General features: G+C 38.8%; 14 protein-coding genes. 3 read left to right on the top strand and 11 right to left on the bottom strand.

All coding sequences use genetic code 11. The features are described from left to right. Positions 1-143: 143 nt before the first annotated feature. From priA to P9Q65_RS08615, 5 genes are all read right to left on the bottom strand, one after another. Positions 144-2594: a primosomal protein N' gene (priA, locus tag P9Q65_RS08635; protein ID WP_304508992.1), complete on the bottom strand. Its 2451-nt coding sequence runs from the start codon at positions 2592-2594 to the stop codon at positions 144-146. A 133-nt stretch (positions 2595-2727) separates the two neighbouring features. After that, positions 2728-3021 carry a DNA-directed RNA polymerase subunit omega gene (gene rpoZ, locus P9Q65_RS08630; RefSeq protein ID WP_304508991.1) on the bottom strand — a complete coding sequence of 98 codons (294 nt, stop codon included), beginning with the start codon at positions 3019-3021 and terminating at the stop codon, positions 2728-2730. A gap of 1 nt (position 3022) precedes the next feature. Beyond that, entirely contained in the window at positions 3023-3631 is a 609-nt protein-coding gene (gene gmk / locus P9Q65_RS08625; protein WP_304508990.1) for a guanylate kinase, read from the bottom strand. A gap of 2 nt (positions 3632-3633) precedes the next feature. Next, the gene (locus P9Q65_RS08620) at positions 3634-3891 is read right to left on the bottom strand and encodes a DUF370 domain-containing protein (RefSeq protein WP_304508989.1); all 258 of its coding nucleotides are present in this window, start codon (positions 3889-3891) and stop codon (positions 3634-3636) included. Positions 3892-3905: 14 nt separating this feature from the next. Next, positions 3906-4793 carry a YicC/YloC family endoribonuclease gene (locus tag P9Q65_RS08615; RefSeq protein ID WP_304508988.1) on the bottom strand — a complete coding sequence of 296 codons (888 nt, stop codon included), beginning with the start codon at positions 4791-4793 and terminating at the stop codon, positions 3906-3908. Between the two features lie 357 nt (positions 4794-5150). Here P9Q65_RS08615 and P9Q65_RS08610 point away from each other — a divergent pair, with 357 nt between their 5' ends. Then, positions 5151-6917, top strand: coding sequence for an Rqc2 family fibronectin-binding protein (locus tag P9Q65_RS08610; protein ID WP_304508987.1), 1767 nt, complete (start codon positions 5151-5153; stop codon positions 6915-6917). Between the two features lie 142 nt (positions 6918-7059). On the opposite strand, the gene P9Q65_RS08605 is transcribed toward P9Q65_RS08610, so the two are convergent. The 6 genes from P9Q65_RS08605 to P9Q65_RS08580 all read right to left on the bottom strand — a co-directional run bounded on the left by P9Q65_RS08605 (position 7060) and on the right by P9Q65_RS08580 (position 12424). Next, a complete protein-coding gene (locus P9Q65_RS08605) occupies positions 7060-7428 on the bottom strand; it encodes a hypothetical protein (RefSeq protein ID WP_304508986.1) in 369 nt (122 codons plus the stop codon). A 113-nt stretch (positions 7429-7541) separates the two neighbouring features. Then, complete coding sequence (rny, locus tag P9Q65_RS08600) at positions 7542-9080, bottom strand: ribonuclease Y (protein ID WP_304509026.1); 1539 nt, start codon at positions 9078-9080, stop codon at positions 7542-7544. A gap of 199 nt (positions 9081-9279) precedes the next feature. Then, positions 9280-10716, bottom strand: coding sequence for an Rne/Rng family ribonuclease (locus P9Q65_RS08595; protein WP_304508985.1), 1437 nt, complete (start codon positions 10714-10716; stop codon positions 9280-9282). Positions 10717-10744: 28 nt separating this feature from the next. After that, a complete protein-coding gene (locus P9Q65_RS08590) occupies positions 10745-11584 on the bottom strand; it encodes a hypothetical protein (protein ID WP_304508984.1) in 840 nt (279 codons plus the stop codon). After that, entirely contained in the window at positions 11581-12057 is a 477-nt protein-coding gene (locus tag P9Q65_RS08585; RefSeq protein WP_304508983.1) for a M23 family metallopeptidase, read from the bottom strand. Before P9Q65_RS08585 ends, P9Q65_RS08590 begins: the two co-directional genes overlap by 4 nt. Position 12058: 1 nt before the next feature. Continuing rightward, positions 12059-12424 (bottom strand): hypothetical protein, encoded by a 366-nt coding sequence (locus P9Q65_RS08580; RefSeq protein ID WP_304508982.1) that lies wholly within the window; start codon positions 12422-12424, stop codon positions 12059-12061. A 288-nt stretch (positions 12425-12712) separates the two neighbouring features. Here P9Q65_RS08580 and rsgA point away from each other — a divergent pair, with 288 nt between their 5' ends. Then, the gene (gene rsgA, locus P9Q65_RS08575) at positions 12713-13792 is read left to right on the top strand and encodes a ribosome small subunit-dependent GTPase A (protein ID WP_330695314.1); all 1080 of its coding nucleotides are present in this window, start codon (positions 12713-12715) and stop codon (positions 13790-13792) included. Between the two features lie 717 nt (positions 13793-14509). Beyond that, positions 14510-17315, top strand: a 2806-nt coding sequence (locus P9Q65_RS08570; protein ID WP_304508981.1) for an S-layer homology domain-containing protein, incomplete at its 3' end; no start/stop codon positions are given.

Below are 17315 nucleotides of genomic sequence, written 5' to 3'. Positions count from 1 at the left end.
AACGCCCTTAATTACAGCCAAATTCTATACTTATTACAAAAAGAATCTTATGCAAAATATTTTTTGGGCTTAAACACCTGACTGCCCACAATTTTATTGAACGCTAATGGTGTTTACCAGATATTTTAACATAAATTCCGCTGTTACACAATATTCAAGGGATTTAGGGTTAGATTAAAATATATATCCTTTTTTATAATTTTTTTCATTTTTTCAACACCCGCTGTCACAAATTGAACAAGCAACTCTTCCTCTTTTCCTTGAATCAATATCCTTTGTCGATACTCTCCCCTGAATTTTGGAAGTGCAGCAATCACAGGTCCCATTATGAAAAATTGTTCGTCTTGGTTGTTCTCATGTAACATTTTAACAAGTCCTTCCGCTGCCATAGCCACTTCATTCTCACTTTGCCCGCTAACCAGCACGGAGAAAAAAACACCAAAAGGAGGGTATCCCATCATCTGACGCAGTAAAATTTCCTCTTTGTAAAATCCCCTATAATCCTGTTTGGCGGCATGGGTAACGCAGTAATGCTTTGGCTGATAGGTTTGGATATAAACCCGCCCCATATCATTCACACGTCCCGCCCTTCCGCCTGCTTGAGTAATCAGCTGAAAGGTATTTTCCGCGGCATAAAATCCACCTGTATTTAAAGATGTATCTGCCGCCATAATGCCAACTAAGGATACATTTGGAAAGTCATGTCCTTTTGCAATCATCTGCGTGCCCACCAATATATCCGCTTCTCCATTACGAAAGGCCTCCAAAATACGGCTATGACTATCCTTTCGCAACGTGGTGTCCAAATCCATACGAAGAATTCTTGCCTTAGGAAATAACCGCCTAGCCTCCTCTTCAATCTTTTGAGTGCCTGTCCCGAAATAGCGGATATATTTTGAGCCGCAAACAGGGCAAACCCTTGGATTCTCTTCAGTTTTACCACAATAATGGCACATCAAAACATTTTCTTTTGCGTGATAGGTATAGGAAATGTTGCATTCAGGGCAACGCATCACGTGACCACAGCTACGGCAAGATACAAAACTTGCAAATCCCCTTCTGTTTAAAAATAACATGGTTTGCTCGCCTTTATCCAGATTTTTTCCAATTTCCTCTTGTAATACCCGACTAAAAGAGGATCGGTTACCCTCCTCCAATTCTCTGCACATATCCACAATATTCATTTCAGGGAGAGCACCGCCTCCTGTTCTTTCCTTTAGTTCCAGCAAAAGATATTCTCCCGTAACCGCTTTATGGTAGGTAACTAAATCGGGGGTGGCACTTCCCATGATTAAAATAGCACCTGTGTCCTTGGCTAACTCCTTTGCCGCCTCCCTCGCATCATATTTGGGGGTAATATCCGAAATATAGCTGTTTTCATGTGCCTCATCCAAAATAATCATTCCTAAATTGGAAAATGGCATAAATAAAGCAGACCGAGGGCCTATCATGACGGAAATCTCCCCATCTCTGGCCTTTTTCCACTGATCCAGCCTTTCTCCCGCAGAAAGCCTACTGTGGGTAACGGAAACAGCAGCACCAAAGCGAGAAATAAATCGTTCCATAATTTGAGGGGTCAAAGAGATTTCAGGAACCAAAACCACGGCTTGCTTCCCCATAGCCAGTGTTTTGGCAATGCTTTGCATATAAATTTCCGTTTTCCCGCTTCCCGTAATGCCATGAAGAAGAATTGGCTTTTTCTCCGTCTTTATCATTTGGACTTCAATTTGACACAATGCATTTGCCTGTTCTAAAGTAGGTCGAAAAGGGGTGGTTTTCTCATAATCCTCCAAAGAAAAAACTGCCCGTTTTTTTTCTTTTCGTTTTTCCAGCAAAATTCCCTTGGTCAGTAACGTTTTCATAGGGGACTCTGTGATGCCACTGCTCCGAATTTCCTCAATGGAGCATTCCCCTTTTTGCCTCAATAATTGAAAGAGCTTCCTCTGCCCCAAAAGCCGCTTATCCTGTTCCGCTTTTTGCATAGCCATTTCCAACAATGGAGAGCTTAAGTTTAAAGAATAAAAACGCTCTTCATTTTTATATTCTCCTCTACTAAGCTGCTGTTTTAGGAATATCATATTTTTATGTTGAAGTTGTTGTATCACTTTTTTCAGTCCATTGCCAAAAAGAGTTTCCAAATCCTTAAGCTCGGCAACCCCTCCGGACTCCTTCAACGCCTCCAAAACAGCCCGTTCCCCATCGCCATATTCTGGCATTTCATTCGTCTTAGACAGCGAAACATACCATGTGCTTTTCGTGCGAATTCCACTGGGCATAATTGCTTGCAAACATTGGCTTAGGGTGCAAAAATATTTTTCTTTCATCCATTCTGCAAGGTGCAACATTTGAGGGGTGAATGTTGGTTTACCATCATCCAAAAACTCAGTGATAGCTTTTAGTTTCTCTTTAGGTATTTCACTTTCATTGGATAATGAAAGAATATATCCTTCTGTTTTGGTATTTTTCCTTCCGAAAGGTACAATAACACGAACTCCTTGAACGGCTTTCTGTGCAAAATTTTCAGGAATAAGGTAGTCAAAAACCCGATCCGTTTCCGGACTGTTCATTCCAATAATCACCCGGGCAAACTTCATTTTTCTTTCCCCCTCCCTCTATTAAAAATATTTTATACTAACAAAAGGACGATAAACAAAAATTCTACGCAAAAACCCTTCCCATGCGTAAAATAAATTTTGATTATCGCCCTCACTTCTCTAATATCCTTGTTTATTCCTCATTTGCTCCGAAATCTTCTTCTATATCCTCAATCATGAACATTTCATCACTAGCATTCATATTTCCAGCTTGACGAACCTTAATTTTACCTTCATAAAGCTCATTTACTGCAATTGAAACAGGCTTATCAACCTTGATATTATCAATCAAAGGTTTTGCATGATCAACAAGTTGTCTCGCCCTTTTTGCTGCGGCAATTACAATGGTATATCTGCTGCCAATGGTAATATCACTGGTTTCTTGATTGATTACTTCCAACAAATCTGTATAAGAAGGTCTTAACATTCTAAATCTCTCCTTTAAATATTTTCTTTATATTGGGATTTCTGCTACACTTCATTCTTTCTGCCTGAACAATGGCCAGTAAATCTTCTGTAGCTTGTTCAACTGTGTCGTTTACCACTACATAATCATATTCCTGAACCAATTCCATTTCTTCCAAAGCTCTATGAATTCTACGGTTAATTGTTTCCTTATCTTCTGTCCCTCTATTGGTTAATCGTCTGCCTAATTCCTCTAAATTGGGAGGCATCAGGAACACCAAAACGCCGTCGGGATAAATTTTTTTCACCTGCAACGCACCTTGTACTTCAATTTCAAGGATTACGTTTTTTCCCTGAGCCAATTGTTCCACAACATATTTACGCGGTGTGCCATAATAATTTCCGCAAAATTCAGCCCACTCTAAAAGCTCTTTATGCTCTTGCATATACAAAAATTCTTCTCTTGTATGAAAAAAATAATGAACCCCATCTTTTTCATACTCTCTAGGTGCCCTTGTTGTTGCGGAAATTGAAAGTGAAAAATCATCTTTTTTGCAAAGCTGCTCAACCACAGTTCCTTTGCCCGAACCGGAAGGACCGGAAATAATTAGCAATACTCCTTGTTTCTTCATTGTTAATTCCCCTTCTGTTCTGCTGCAAGCCTGCCACCGACTGTTTCAGGCATATTGGGTGATAAAACCAAATGCCCATTATCCATAATAATCACGCAACGGGTTTTTCTGCCATAGGTTGCATCGATTAAACTTCCTTTTTCCTTTCCCTCTTGCACAATACGTTTGATGGGGGCAGAATCCGGGCTTACAATGGCAATCACCCGATTTGCGGATACTACATTTCCATACCCGATATTTAAAAACTGTATTTTTTCCATGCCACCACTCCCAATTACTCTAAGTTTTGAACCTGTTCACGAATTTTCTCAATCTCGCTTTTCAATTCAATGGTTGCCTGAACAATCTTTATATCATTTGCTTTTGAGGCAATGGTATTGGACTCTCTGTTCATCTCCTGTACCAGAAAATCTAGTTTTCTGCCTACCTGTCCGCCCTTTTCCAAAATATCGGCCAGCTGAACCAAATGGCTTTCCAAACGGGTAATTTCCTCATCCACACAGCCCCTGTCGGCAAAAATTGCAACCTCTGTTGCAACACGCTGGGGATCAACATCCACGCCGTCCAATAGATCCTTCAAACGGTTGTTAAGCTTATCTCTATATTCTTCCACAACCAAAGGTGAACGCTCCTTAACTTTTGCAACCAAAGTTTTGATCCGTTCTCCCTTTGTTAAAATATCTTTTTTCAAAGCTTCCCCTTCCGTTTGGCGCATTGCCACAAAACGTGCTACCCCCTCATCTAAAGCAGGCAATAGGGCTTCCCAAATAACTTGTTCATCCTTTTGGGGCTTTTCTATGGTAATTACATCAGGAAATTTTGCTGTTAACTCCAAAAAGCTTCCACCCTCTAAACCTAACTTTTCCTGCAAGACTTTCAATTTTCCGGCATATGCCTGTGCCAACGCATCATTAAGCTTAACCTCAACATCATCTAAAGAAAAAGATTCAAACCCAATGTAAACATCAGTTTTTCCCCGAAAAACCTGACGCATAATGTGTTTTTTAATTTTGTCCTCCAAACTAATCAAGGACCGAGGCAGTTTAATATTAATATCATTATATCTATGATTTACGGATTTTAGTTCAATGGTAAACTTTCTATCCGCTGCAATATGCTCACCTCGACCATACCCAGTCATACTTCTTACGCTTGATTCCATACTTTTTTCCTCTCTCTTACTCTCTGTGTGCTTTCATTGCATAAGCGACGCATCACATATTTTTCCAAATCATCGCTTTCTTACTCAAAAATATTTTTATTGTTTTTCAATATGAATCATTTTAGTAGAACTTCGAAAAGCACCCTAAAAAATAAAGCCCCTAAGTGCACAATAACTATACTACTACTTTTGTACACATTGCACCCCATTATAGCCTATTGCCTAAGAAATATCAAGAAAAAACAAAAAATTAGTGTACTTTTTTTAATGGAATTTTAATTTTTGTCATAGATGAATTATTTTTCTTACTATGTTATACTATATCGGCATATAATCATGAAAAAGGAGGAACGCCTAATGGCTTTGGACGGCATCACCACAGCAGCTATCGTGCAAGAACTGAAAACAAATTTAATTGGTGGCAGAATTGATAAAATCCATCAACCGATGGCGGATGAAATTCGTTTTACGGTAAGAGGTATAGGCGTTGTCCGCAAAATATTGGTATCCGCAAATTCAAGCACCCCTAGAATCCATATCACTGAAACAGCGAAAGAAAACCCAATGACTGCCCCTTTGTTCTGTATGGTTTTACGCAAATACCTTGCAGGGGGTAGAATTATAGATATCTGTCAGCCCGATTTTGAACGCATTATCATCATAAAAGTAGAGTCTGCAAATGAAATGGGTGACTTGACAGTCAAAAATTTGATTTTGGAAATCATGGGTAAGCACAGTAATCTTATTTTAACCGACGAAAACGGACGCATTTTAGATTCTATAAAACGAATTTCCCACGAAAAAAGCTCAGTTAGAGAAGTATTGCCCGGGAAAGAATATGTTTTTCCACCCTCGCAAAACAAAAAAAATCCTCTTCTTGCAGAAAAGTCAGATTTTTTATTTTCCCTTCAATTGCAGGCTGGTCAAAAACTTCAGGATTTTTTATATAAAAATCACACAGGCATCAGCCCTATTATGGCGGGAGAAATTTGTTTCCGTGCTGATTTAGAGCCCTCTGACACTTGTCAGCAAATAAGCACAGAGGGAGGGGAAGCCTTATTTATTGCTTTTCAAAACGTTATGACAGAAGTTAAAAAGGGGGATTTTACACCAAAAATCTACTATCATCCCAATTCTCATCGTGTTTTGGATTTTTCTGTTGTGGAAATGACGGAATTTCAAAATCTTGAGCAAAAATCGTTTCCCACCACCTCTTCATTATTGGAAAATTTTTATCAAGAACGGGATAATGCCTATCATATCCGCCAAAAAGCACACGATATGCACCGTTTGGTAGTCTCAAATATTGAACGTTGTATCAAGAAAAAGGAAATTCAATTAAAAACACGGATTGATGTAGCAGATATGGAAAGTTGGAGAAAAAAAGGTGAGCTCCTAACCGCAAATATTTATGCCGTTCCGCAGGGTGTCACAACCTTTCGAACCCAAGATTTTTATGATGAAAATATGGGCGAAATTGAAATTGCCCTTGACCCCACAAAAACTCCGGCAGAAAATGCACAAAAATACTTTTCTCGCTACAACAAGGCAAAAAGAACCCTTGCCGCATTGGAAGTACAAGAAAAACAAAACGATGAAGAACTTCTTTATTTGGAAAGCGTGCTGAATGCTTTGGAAAATGCCTCTGACGAAGGGGATTTGGCTGAAATCAGAACAGAATTGGCTGAAAGCGGATTTGTTCGTCGCCAAACATCAAAAAAAGGTGCATCCAAACCGAAAAAGGCAAAGCCTTTGCATTTTATATCCTCAGATGGTTATGAAATATTCGTAGGAAAAAGCAACTTGCAAAACGACGAACTGACATTACGCTTTGCAGATAGTAACGACCTCTGGCTGCATACCAAAGAAATACCCGGTTCTCATGTAATTATCAGAACCAACGGCACGGGTACAACCAGCGATACAGCCCTAGCAGAAGCGGCAAATTTGGCTGCATACTATAGTAAAGCAAAAAACAGCAGTATGGTTCCCGTGGACTACACACTTCGCAAAAATGTGAAAAAGCCCAACGGCGCGAAGCCCGGTATGGTTATTTATCTTACCAATCGTACTCTTTATGTAACACCCAATGAAAATAAGGTGCAGTCAATGAAATCAGTTTAAAGCATTATTTTTCTCTTTCAGAGAACAAAGATGACGTAAATATAAAAAAGCCCTATTGCAAAGCAAATCTTTATGCCAGTGCAATACGGGCTTTTTTTCCGGAAAGATTAATATTCAAAAAACTCATTATTTCCCAAAATATTCAATTCAAAAACTTATCAAACAATATTTCGATCCCTTTTACGCCTGCTTCAAACCCTTTTGGATAAGCAGAGTGCCCCATTGCATGTACCTCTTGTCCATAGCTGTACGATATGTGAAGCACCCAGGAATCTCCGCTGCAAAGACATGCATCAATATCACGAAATCCGTTCCATTCAGCCATACCTAATACTTTTATTTTTTCCTCAAGTGCTTTCAAAAAACCATTCTCCACTTCACCATGATAGGCGTACTCTTTCTCATCCCACTTATCAATGTGCATAAAAAAAGCACCTTTCTCTTCTTCAACCCGATACCATTCCATTTTTCCCGAATGGGTTCCATAACGAAATGAAAAAGATTGAATCATATCCATCCCTCCAATTAAAAATAGCCAAAATTTCTCCTCGCCTTTGTTTCTTTTTTAAAAAAAGTACTTTATCCAAATAAATAAAGTCCACCAAAAAGGTGGACTTAGTTTTCTTATTTTGCGTATTCAATCGCTCTTGTTTCTCGAATCAGATTTACTTTAATCTGACCGGGGTATTCAAGTTCTTCTTCTATTCTCTTTGCAATATCTCGCGCAAGTAGAGCCATACCATCGTCATTTACATCTTCCGGTATTATTACAATCCGCAATTCACGACCCGCCTGAATTGCGAAGGATTTTTCAACGCCTTTAAAGTTGTCAGCAATTTCCTCCAACTTTTGTAATCTTTTAATATAAGACTCTAAAGTTTCACGTCTAGCACCAGGTCTTGCTGCTGAAATAGCATCTGCCGCCTGTACCAAAACTGCCACAATACTCTGGGGTTCCACATCTCCGTGGTGCGCCTCAACAGCATTAATAATCAGCTGGTTTTCTTTGTAGCGTTTTAATAACCCTACACCGATGCTAACGTGAGAGCCTTCCATTTCATGATCCACGCTTTTACCGATATCATGAAGCAAACCTGCTCTTTTCGCCAAAGTTTCATCTACCCCAAGTTCGGCGGCCATAAGCCCTGCCAACTGGGCAACCTCTATGGAATGCTTCAAAACATTTTGCCCATAGCTGGTTCTATACTTCAATTTACCCAATAGCCTTACAAGTTCAGGATGCAAACCGTTTACGCCTGTTTCAAAAGTAGCAGTCTCGCCCTCATCTCTTACGATAACCTCTACTTCTTTTCTAGCCTTTTCTACCATCTCTTCGATACGAGATGGATGAACACGCCCATCAACAATGAGCTTTTCCAAAGCAATTCTTGCAATTTCCCTACGGATAGGATCAAAACCGGAAAGAATAACTGCTTCCGGAGTATCGTCAATAATCAAGTCAATACCCGTCAAAGTTTCCAATGCACGAATATTTCTGCCTTCACGACCGATAATACGCCCCTTCATTTCATCGTTTGGAAGTTGAACAACAGAAACTGTCGTTTCCGCCACATGATCAACCGCACATCTTTGGATTGCATTGGCAACAATTTCTCTGGAGCGTCTGTCCGCCTCCATTTTTGCCTTGCTTTCAATTTCCTTAATCATCAATGTTGCCTCGTGCTTCACATCATTTTCTACCATAGCAAGAATATAGTTCTTTGCTTCCTCAGTAGTCAAACCGGAAATACGTTCCAACTCTTGAAGTTGTTTCTCATGAAGAGCTTTTGACTCTTCCTTCTGCTTTTCCAAATCTTCCAGCTTTTTCGCCATCTGCTCATCTTTTCTTTCCAGAGCTTCTGTCTTTCTATCCAGTGTTTCTTCTTTCTGGAATAATCTTCTTTCATTTCTTTGAAGTTCATTTCTTCTGTCACGAACTTCCTTTTCCAATTCGTTTTTTGTTCTGATACTGTCTTCCTTGGCCTCTAACATGATTTCCTTCTTACGTGCCTCTGCTTCCTTCGCCGCATCTGCAACGATCTTTTGGGCTCTTTCTTCCGCCACTCCAACCTTTGCTTCTGCGATACGTTTGCGATAAAAGACACCTAAGGCTACACCAATCAAAATGCCAACCACAGCACAGATTATACTTATCGGCTCTATGAAAAACACCTCCCCTTATTCAGTTTTCAAAGTTCTATTTTTTGTTTTCACATACCATTAAGCTGTGCCATAAACACTTTATTATTTTATTACTTTTTACCAGACGTGTCAAGAAACAATTCAACTCGTTAAAGCGACAATAATAAAAAAGAACCGAAAAAATGATTTTTTATCGTGTTTTCAGTTCAAATTATCCAAATTATTTGCATTTTTCTTTTACGATTTGAAATTGGGAAAACCCCATGGCATCCTTATTTTCACAAATTACAGTTCCTCCAAATTCCCTAGAAATTTTATCTAAATACACATTATCATATCCGAGGAAAGCTGACAAAAGTCTAGCATCTGCCTGCACTGTAACCTTATTATAAATCGTATTTGCCAAAATACTCTCCACTTCCCGGCGCATCCGGGTTACCGTCCAATCAATGGATGGCATTCGCCCACTCCCCTGGCATTGGCGACATTTCGTAGTCATTTGTTTTGATAAGCTTGGACGTATTTTTTTTCTTGTCAATTGCATTAATCCCAACTCTGTCATACCAACGACAACCGTCTTAATACGGTCTTTTTCCACAGCTTTTTCCAACGTTTTGGTTACAATATTTCGATTTTCTTCACTTGTCATATCAATAAAATCCACAATAATAATTCCAGAAAGATTTCGAAGACGCAATTGCTTGGCCACCTCTTGTGCCGCCTCCAAGTTAGTCTTTAAAACTGCCTTTTCCAAATCTCCCCTTCCTGCCGCCTTGCCTGAATTCACATCAATGACAACGCAGGCTTCCGTTTCCTGTATCACCAAAAATCCGCCATTTTTAAGCCAAACCTTCTCATCTAAAGCCTTTTGACTTTGACTTTCAACAAAAAACTCTTCAAAAATGGGTAGTTTCTCTTGATACCATTGCAATATAGGTTGATTTTCTCGATTAAAATCTCCCGTTCCCAGCAAATGTTCATATGCTTCCTCACTGTTTACAACAAATTCATCTATATCCTCACTATAAAAATCTCGAACCGCCTTTTCCACAGGTATGCTTTGTCGAAGCAACAAAGCGGGTGCTTTTCTGAATTGACCATTTGCTACAATTTTCGCTTTTTCCAATAATAAACCGATTTCTTTTTGGAAGTCCGCCTCTGTTTTCCCCTCGCCATTTGTACGAATCACCGCCCCATATCCTTGGGGTAAAAATCCCGCTGCCATTCGGCGAATTCGTTCTCGCTCCTCCTTATCCGTTATCTTGCGAGAAATACCAATTTCACCATCCTCCTCTATCAAAACAAGAAATTTACCGGGAAAAGATATATTTGGGGTTAAAACTGCACCCTTTGTTCCAACGGCATCCTTTTCCACCTGCACAATCACAGTATCCCCCGATTTTGGTCTGGCGGGATTTTTCTCCTTGTCAGAAACAGCCCGTCGATTGCCATAATAAAGGTATCCTTTTTTCTCACTGCCTATTTCTACAAAGCAAGCCTGTAAATTCGGTATTACATTGTCAATCCGACCAATATAGACGTTCCCAACCAAACTTTCCTCACGCTTTGTTTCATAATATAATTCAACCAGCTTGCCATCTTCAACCAAGGCAACCCTAGTAATTCCTTCTTCGATATCCAATAAAACCCGTTTCATGCAAACACCTACTTTTTCGTTAAACTTTCTATTCCATATCATCATACCCGAAACAATAGTTTTTTGCACGATATTCTTTTTTGTTTGCTACTTTCCATACCCAACGGTTATCTTTCCCCCAAAACAAAGCCAGCATAACCCGTTCCTGAGAGACACCGTTTTCATTTTTTTGAAAAAAGAAAGTATCTTCGTAGGGATTCAAATATAAAGCCAATTCCAATGGTGTTTCGTTTCCAGATACAATCACCTCTCGTAAAGGCTTTTCTTCCCGCTCAAGCATAGAAAAATATAAATTTCTGGCAATCTGTAAAAACTCATGCTTGTTGGCATAAATCATATAAAGCCCTATAGGTAAAAACAAAAAGGCATGAGGGAATAATATAGAAAAAATCACTCCGAAAGTACATATTCCATAACCAACACCACTCCCCACCTTTGTGAGCCACCCCGCCGCCCGCAGTGTCCCTTTCCATCTACCCAAAATTTCAAGCCAAACTCGTCCACCCTCCAGAGGCAAAACAGGAAAAAGACGAACGCCTGCCAATAAAAAGGAAAGCAGAGCAAAGCTTCTTTGTTCCAATGCAAACAAAATGATACTAAGTAAAATGCCAATGCCACTACCTATAAAATGCAACATTATCTTTTCTTCAAAGGAAGGAATTTTGTTCATAAAATCTACCCGAATACCCAAGGGGGTGAAAAGCCACCACCGAACATTTAATCCCTTGCGCATACAAAAAAAAGCATATCCCCCTTCTTGAACTGCCCAGCAAAACAGCATGTCCCAAAATAGAGTTGCCTTCCCAAAAATAAACAAGGCAACCCCTAGTAATAAAAATAACGGATGAATTTTAATTTGCTTTATCATATGGAATCCCCCCGTGCAGCATATTCAGCAGCAACTTCCTGCGTATATTTCAGATCCACATATCCCATTGGATCTAAGAGTTTTCCGTCCTTCCAAAGGCTGTAATGCAAATGAGGTCCAGTGGATAACCCTGTGTTTCCCGATTTTGCTACAATATCCCCTTGCTTTATCTTATCGCCTTTTTTCACTAAAATTTCCGAAAGATGGGCATACATAATTTTATACCCATCCTCCGTTTCAAACTCCAGAACCTTTCCAAAAGTTGGAGACGTGCGGATTTCGGTAACAACACCGCTGCGAACCGCTGCAACGCCAGTACCCGTAACAACCCCAATATCTATGCCATTGTGAAACTCCGTTTTTTTTAAAATAGGATTTTCCCTTATGCCACAGGAAGAGGTAATTGTTCCTTCAGCAGGATTAATCCAACCTTCTTGTTTTTTTTCCCAATTGAGAAAAGACCATGCCAACACACTAGGGCGACTCCTCTAAATCGGGCTTATAAACCTTTTCTTTTTTCTGAGATTCTTCTTCCTCAAAAGCAGGCAAGGAAATGTTTTTGTCTTTCCAAAATACCATTAATTTGTCTTTTGCCGTTGCAACCTCTTCCATGGGAATCTGATATGCAATGGTTTCTTTTAATCGACGACATACTTCCTCTGATGTATCTGTATGAAATGCGGAAACAAGTATAAAAGCTCCCGCCAAAATAACGGTTACATATGTACGAAAAACTAGAAGTCCACCGGAAGAGCTTTCTGTGGTATGTCGTCCGCCCTGCCTTTCTCTCATTCTTTTTTCCATTTCCATTCTGCGTCGTTTTCGCTCTTTATCCGTCATACCGCATCCCTCCTGATTTCAAATATATGCCATAACTTTTGAAATATGAACGAGCATGATAAACAAAGAAAAACTCCCTAAAAATCTTGTTCTTTATTTGCTTATTTCTTTTTTGTTTGGTAAAATTATAAGATAAAATATTAAACGAAAGGGGATTGTAATTATGAATTGCAATTTAAATAGAATGGATATTGTAAGAAACAAGGAGGTTTTTAGAATATAAATCTTCGAGACCTCCTTGCCGTATGCGAAACGAAAAGTATACAAATTCTTACGGAGGTAATTAAATTGAATTATTTAGAAAACTATGGCGTGCAGCAGCGTTTTATGAATGAAGCTACCCTTTATCCCGAATATTCCTTGGCCCGCGTGATCGCGCAACATAAGGGCATGTATCGAATTATTACTGCTGAAGGGGAACGATTTGCAGTAATCTCAGGGAAACTTTCTTATGAAATCGAAACACTTTCCCATTATCCTGCGGTAGGTGACTTTGTCATGATAAGCATAGGCAATATCAATAGTCCGTCTATCATTCATGCTGTATTAACAAGAAAAAGTGTTTTTCAGCGCACTGCTTTGGGTCCTGCAAATCAAACCCAGGTAATTGCGGCAAATATTGATATTGTTTTTATTTGTATGTCTCTAAACCACAACTATAATTTAAGCCGTTTGGAGCGATATTTGTCAATTGCATGGGATAGTGGTGCAACTCCGGTCATTATCCTCACAAAAAGTGACCTCTGCGAAAACGTCCCCCAAATTTTATCTGAAATTGAAACAGTTGCCCTTGGTTGTGATGTGATGGTAACATCATCTTCTAATGCATCCACTGTAAAAAATCTGTACTCCTTTCTAAAAAAAGGAATCACCGCCTCTTTCATTGGCTCCTCGGGTGTTGGAAAATCAACATTAATTAACTTGTTGGCTGAAAAACAGCTTTTATCAACAAACGAAATTGACCAATATGACAAGGGACGCCATACAACAACGGGACGCGAAATGCTTCTCTTACCAAATGGAGCCATCGTGATCGATACCCCAGGAATGAGGGAATTGGGCGTTACCCATGCTGATGTGGGAAAAACCTTTTCAGATATTGAAAAATTGGCCAAACAATGCAAATTCAGAAATTGCTCTCATACCAACGAACCAGGGTGCGCTGTGCAAAAAGCCATTTTAGACGGCGAATTGGATGAACGAAGGTTACGAAGCTATGATAAACTGAAACGAGAAGCGAAATATGATGGTCTATCATCAAAAGAAATTGAAGAAGAAAAGCTAAACGAAATGTTTCGTGAAATTGGTGGCATGAAAAAAGCCAAGCATCATATCAAAAACCTAAAGAAAAGCAAACCTCGCTATTGATAGTTATAATAGTGCAAGGATAAATACTGCAAAATAAAAAAATATATTTTTTCTAACCTTAAGGGCTTGTTGTGTGTATAATACCCATAACAAGCCTTTCTGCTATTTATTTTAAATTTTTCAGTTTTAATCAATAGAAAAAATGCATAAATCCACTTTCTTTTTACCCCAATCAAATCAATAAAACCTTCAAACTCGATTATACAATTAATAATAATATTTTCCACCAAAGTTACAAAAAATAAAATTTATTTCTTTATATGACTATAAAATCAATAAATAAGCCAATATTTCATGAATCTTAAAATTACTTATTATTAAAAACAATCTAACTGATTTTTATCATTTGGGAAAATTTTCTAAAAATTAATTTTATTGTAAAAACGCATGTTTTTTACATGATTATAACATAAAAACCTTTTTTTATGCTAAATTTTAGTGTATTTTTTACACATTTCCAATATTTTATTTTTTTAAATCAGAAAAATAAAATATTTTTCGCTTAAATCCACCAATAACTTTTATGTACTTTTTACCAAGGAAAACCATGTAAATAAATTCTAATAATGTTATAATACTATCATGGGTAAAGATTCCAAAAATCTATACCTTTTTTCAAAAGTACGTATGGGGGTGGGGGTGTTTTATAGAGAGTTTATGTAAACAAATAAAGCAATTGATTTACGGTAAGGGAAGTTAAAAGGAGGAATGCACATCGTGAAGCGTATAACAAAAAATAACAAAAAGGCATTATCTATGGCTTTGGCCGCTGCTATGGCCATTGCGCCGGTTAATGCTTTTGCTGCTTCCAGTGATATTCATGGTCATTGGGCAGAAAAAACAATCACCGCATGGCAAGATAAAGGTCTCATTAGTGGTTATCAAGATGGTACCTTTAAGCCAAATAAACCTACAACAAGAGCTGAATTTGCTCGTATTATGAACCAAGCTTTAGGCTTAAGCAATAAAGGGAACGTTTCTTTTTCCGACGTTTCCGCCAGTGACTGGTTCTATAATGATGTAGCAGTTGCTCTGGGAGAGAAGTATACTGCTGGTTATCCCGACGGCACTTTTAAACCAAACGAGACCATAACCAGAGCTCAGGCAGCGGTATTTATTGCAAAGGCAATTGATGCATCAGGGGGTTCTGTTGCTGCTTTTACAGATTCCAATGATATTCCCAATTGGGCAAAAGACTCCGTAGGGGCAATCGTCGCAAAAGGTTACATGAGCGGTTATCCAGATGGATCATTTAAGCCTAATGCAGTTTTAACCAGAGCTGAAGCTGTTTCAACTTTAAATAGAATCATGGGAATAACTACTCCCGAAGAGGAAGAAACAACAGATAAAGATGTTGTCATCGATAAGGATGATACCAAGCTTAAAGATCAAACCATCGAAGGTAACTTAATCATTTCCGAAAAAGTTGGCGATGGTGAAGTTTACTTGGATAATGTTGAAATTAAAGGCGACTTAATTATTCAAGGCGGCGGGGATGACTCTATTTATGTAGAAGACACTATTGTCAATGGTAAGACAGTATTGGAAAAGAAAAACGTACGCCTACAAGTTTCAGGAAAAACAGAGCTATCTACTGTAGAAATTAAAAAAGCATGTAAATTCAACTCAAACAATTTTTCCGGTAATGTAGGAAAAATCTACATCACAACAGCAATTTCAGATAAAATAACAGTAAGTGTAGAAGCTGATAAATTGTATGTTGATGAAAAAGCAAACCTTTTGATTACAAAAGATATTGATGATGTAATCATTGATAAAGATGCAGCTGGTACAAAATTAGAGGTCGATGAAGATGCGAAAGTATCCACTGTAACCGCTGATGGTGAAGTTGCACTGAGTGGTAAAGGTAAAATCTCCACATTGGAAGCAAATGTAGATGATATTACCTATACATCCGGTCTTACCATCTCTAAAACAGAAACAGCAAAAGGTGTGGATGAGCCTACCAAAGCATCTTCAAGCGGCAGCAGCTCTTCTTCCAGCAGCTCCTCTAAGAAAAGAACCAAAAGCGTTGATACTGTTGACGAATTTGAAGAAGCAGTAGCAAGCAACAGTATTTCAACCATTTATGTAACAGGTGACATCTCCGGTGCTATTAATGCAACTCGTACCGGAACCAGAAGCCTAACCATTAGTTTTGCTAAGCACACCATGGGTAATGTAACTATTACTGCGCCTGAGGTAACATCAATTTATTTAAATGACAGTGGTGCGGAAGATGCAGGCGCGAGCATTACAAACCTTACCATTGATGCTCCTAAAGCTCATGTTGAAAATAGTGTAGAGGTTACTGGCGATATTATCATCAAAGCAGTATCCAGCAGCACACTTAAAGTAAAAGATGCAGCGCAGGGCATTAAAATGCAAGGTCCCGGTAGATTGGAAGTAATCTCTAGCCTACCAACACCTCCCCCTGTATCTGTTGAAACAGCTGATAATGTTCAGTTAGCAGGTACTTTAGGAACTGTTAACGTAAATACAACAGGTGCAAATGTTGAAGTAGTCAATGGTGCAGCAGTTAATCAGATTTCAGTACCATTTACATCAACAGGCGCAACAATTACAACAAAGGGTACTGTTGCACAGATTCAGACAGCTGCAAGCGTTGCTATTGCAGGTAGCGGAACTGTTGCCAATGTTGATGCTACAGAAAATGGCATTAAAATTACAGTAAATGGTACAGCAACTGTTTCAAACGTTAATGCCGTAGGTGTTACAGGTATAATAATTGATGGTACATCTACACATAAACCTGCAACAGCTACTTCAAAGGCTGCAGCCCCTACAAGCTTAGTAGGCGTAGCACCCACAACCTCTGCTAACAATGATGGTAGGATTACTGGTGTTGATAATACCATGGAATACAAACTTTCAACCGATTCGGACTATTCTGCAATCACAGGAACAGAAATTACTGGTTTGGTACCTGGAACTTATTATGTAAGAGTAAAAGCAGTAGAAGGTGCTGACCCTGTTTTAGCAAGTAATCCTGTGAAAGTTGTTGTGAATGATTATGAAACTCCCGATACCACAGCACCAGTAATCACAGCATCAGATGTAACAGTAGTAGTTGCTGATTTATCAGCATGGACTGAAACAGTATCTGCAAGTGATGATGTTGATGGAAATATTTCAAGTAGTGTTGTGGCAACATATTTTGAATCAAATGGAACTACATCACTTGCGGACTTGGCAGCAGCAAAAACATACATTGGCGATGCATCAGTTAATACATCTTTTGTAATCAAATACAATGTAAGTGATGCAGCTGGCAACGCAGCAACAGAAAAAATTGTGACAATCACAGTAACACCAGCAGATACCACAGCACCAGTAATCACAGCATCAGATGCAACAGTCGCAGTTGCTGATTTATCAGCATGGACTGAAACAGTATCTGCAAGTGATGATGTTGATGGAAATATTTCAAGTAGTGTTGTGGCAACATATTTTGAATCAAATGGAACTACATCACTTGCGGACTTGGCAGCAGCAAAAACAT

The organism is Anaerotignum sp. (genome assembly GCF_030625865.1).
Classification (GTDB): Bacteria; Bacillota; Clostridia; order Lachnospirales; family Anaerotignaceae; genus Chakrabartyella.
Note: the sequence above shows the minus strand (reverse complement) of the source record. Positions and strands in the feature narration are given on the sequence as shown.

Bases quoted from the DNA above. Each gene is read 5' to 3' on its own strand.
- priA (WP_304508992.1), bottom strand. From the start codon at position 2,594: ATGAAGTTTGCCCGGGTGATTATTGGAATGAACAGTCCGGAAACGGAT.
- rpoZ (WP_304508991.1), bottom strand. From the start codon at position 3,021: ATGTTAAGACCTTCTTATACAGATTTGTTGGAAGTAATCAATCAAGAA.
- gmk (WP_304508990.1), bottom strand. From the start codon at position 3,631: ATGAAGAAACAAGGAGTATTGCTAATTATTTCCGGTCCTTCCGGTTCG.
- P9Q65_RS08620 (WP_304508989.1), bottom strand. From the start codon at position 3,891: ATGGAAAAAATACAGTTTTTAAATATCGGGTATGGAAATGTAGTATCC.
- P9Q65_RS08615 (WP_304508988.1), bottom strand. From the start codon at position 4,793: ATGGAATCAAGCGTAAGAAGTATGACTGGGTATGGTCGAGGTGAGCAT.
- P9Q65_RS08610 (WP_304508987.1), top strand. From the start codon at position 5,151: ATGGCTTTGGACGGCATCACCACAGCAGCTATCGTGCAAGAACTGAAA.
- P9Q65_RS08605 (WP_304508986.1), bottom strand. From the start codon at position 7,428: ATGATTCAATCTTTTTCATTTCGTTATGGAACCCATTCGGGAAAAATG.
- P9Q65_RS08595 (WP_304508985.1), bottom strand. From the start codon at position 10,716: ATGAAACGGGTTTTATTGGATATCGAAGAAGGAATTACTAGGGTTGCC.
- P9Q65_RS08590 (WP_304508984.1), bottom strand. From the start codon at position 11,584: ATGATAAAGCAAATTAAAATTCATCCGTTATTTTTATTACTAGGGGTT.
- P9Q65_RS08580 (WP_304508982.1), bottom strand. From the start codon at position 12,424: ATGACGGATAAAGAGCGAAAACGACGCAGAATGGAAATGGAAAAAAGA.